Genomic DNA, 2,147 nt, shown 5'->3' with positions numbered 1-2,147 from the left:
GTATTGGTTAAAGCACCAAGGCCTGTTATTTCCATTTCCACAACATCACCAGGCTGTAGCCACTGTACTTTATAATTTGGATCGTTAAGCAAACCAGTCCCGTTTAATTCCAAGAAACAACCCGTACCTACTGTTCCTGAACCAATTACATCCCCAGGAAGAATATCTACACCGTAAGCACAACGCTCTATAATTTCGGCAAATGTCCAGTCCATATCAGCGGCATTCCCTTTCGAAACTTCGATGCCATTTACCCGGCAGGTCATTTTAAGGTCGTAAGCATTACCAACATGTCCGTCTTTAGGCGCAACTTTATATTGCAATAATTCATCAGGCGTTACCAACCATGGACCAATTACCGTAGAAAAATCTTTTCCTTTTGCAGGGCCCAAATTCAGCAACATCTCCTCCATCTGCAAAGTACGGGCACTCATATCGTTCATTACCATGTAACCGGCAATGTATTCATCAGCCTCAGCAGCTTTAATATTTCTACCTTTTTTACCAATAACAATCGCAACCTCTAATTCGAAATCCAGTTTATCAAAATGATCTGGCATACATTCAATTTCGCCAGTACCCTGAATAGCGTTGTGGTTGGTGAAATAAAAGATCGGATACTCATCGAATTGAGGGATCATATCAACCTTTCTGTTTCTACGTGCCGCAGCAACATGCTGTCTGAAAGCGTATCCATCGCGACAACTGGTAGGATGCGGAACAGGGGCTAAAATCTCGTAAAAAATTTCTTCTTTAGCGGCTAAACTACCATCTTTTATTTGATYGTCTATCCTTTTTGCTCTTTCCATTAACACTTCACCACCTTGCAAAAACGTAGTCATATTATCTGGAAGCAATTTATCGCAACTATTTAAGTTATAAATATGTCCGTTAATAAATATACCAAGATGCTCCCTGTCTTCGGTTTTATAAGATACTAGTTTCATATATGATTTGGTTAAATATGCGGTAAAGCTAAGAAATTAGGCCATTCAAAATAAAACTTAAGCGTTATTATTTTAACACAGTGTATTTCTGAAGGTTTGATTTAATTAAAGGAAAATCTTTTGCCTGAAGTGCTTTATAATGTTTTTTGTTGGAGAGTAAACCACCAATTAACATTCCACCCGATACACCAACAGGCACACCTGCAGCAATAAGCACCACCGACTCGACCAATTTATCACTTTTTGCGGCCAATGCAAAAAATGTTAAACCTCCGGCAATGGCAAGCGGTGCGGCTATCCCTTTACGATGAATGTATAATGCACTGATACTGTCGGCACTTAATTTTATGGTATCCTTCCGGTTTCTGATAATTGTTAAACCATCATCGGCTGCAGCGTAAAAAGAACCTCTTGTGGCTTTTCCACTTCGGTCTATAACCCTAATGGTGTACTTGGCATTTTGTTGCGCAAAAGTGGCATAGCTCAAGGCTAAAAAAAATAAGCATGTAAAAATAAATTTCATCGGGATGATCATATAGTAAGTAATTAAAGGTAATTAAAATTTCAACTTTTAAATAAAATACTTACCTTAGTGCCATTAAAACCATGATCTTAAAAGCATTACATATTAATCTAGTAAACGACGCTATTGCTGCCCGTCGCTATAAGATGCTATCCAAGCTGATCATGGCTCAATATTCTCTGTAATATTTACTCCATCTTCTTTTTTAATTGAAACGCATTACCGTTTTGATTGTTAATTCATTAGGATTTTTTCTTTTCTAACCATAACAACATTTTATTATGCCTATTTATCATAAATTGGGGCAGATTCCAGCTAAACGTCACACGGTTTTTCGTAAACCTGATGGAAATCTCTATGCCGAAGAATTGGTATCAACCGAAGGTTTTTCGAGTTTATATTCATTGGTTTATCATTGTCACCCGCCAACCATTGTTAAACATCTGGGCGAAGCATACAGTGTTGAGCCAAAAATTGCACGCGAAAAACACCTGAAACACACGAGTTTAATCGGTTTCAATATTAAACCTGAAGATGATTTTCTAAAAAGCAGAAAAGCCGTTCTGGTAAATAGCGATTTACACATCGTTTTGGCAGCGCCGAGAAAATCGATGACCGATTATTTCTACAAAAACAGCCAGGCTGACGAGATGATCTTCATACATGAAGGTTCTGGA

At 38.0% G+C, this 2,147-nt stretch carries 2 protein-coding genes and 1 pseudogene; 1 reads left to right on the top strand and 2 read right to left on the bottom strand.

The features are described from left to right. On the bottom strand, window positions 1-947 hold a 947-nt coding region (locus AC1DPQ_RS25785), incomplete at its 3' end, for a fumarylacetoacetate hydrolase family protein (protein ID WP_477611314.1). A 67-nt stretch (window positions 948-1,014) separates the two neighbouring features. Then, on the bottom strand, window positions 1,015-1,470 hold the full coding sequence (locus AC1DPQ_RS25780) for a hypothetical protein (RefSeq protein WP_477585805.1): 456 nt from the start codon (window positions 1,468-1,470) through the stop codon (window positions 1,015-1,017). Window positions 1,471-1,751: 281 nt separating this feature from the next. On the opposite strand from AC1DPQ_RS25780, the pseudogene AC1DPQ_RS25775 reads away from it, so the two are divergent. After that, window positions 1,752-2,147 (top strand): annotated as a pseudogene (locus AC1DPQ_RS25775) (homogentisate 1,2-dioxygenase); the annotation flags it as partial.

It is taken from the genome of Pedobacter sp. 01T416_2 (assembly GCF_056398925.1).
Note: the sequence above shows the minus strand (reverse complement) of the source record. Positions and strands in the feature narration are given on the sequence as shown.

Bases quoted from the DNA above. Each gene is read 5' to 3' on its own strand.
- AC1DPQ_RS25780 (WP_477585805.1), bottom strand. From the start codon at position 1,470: ATGAAATTTATTTTTACATGCTTATTTTTTTTAGCCTTGAGCTATGCC.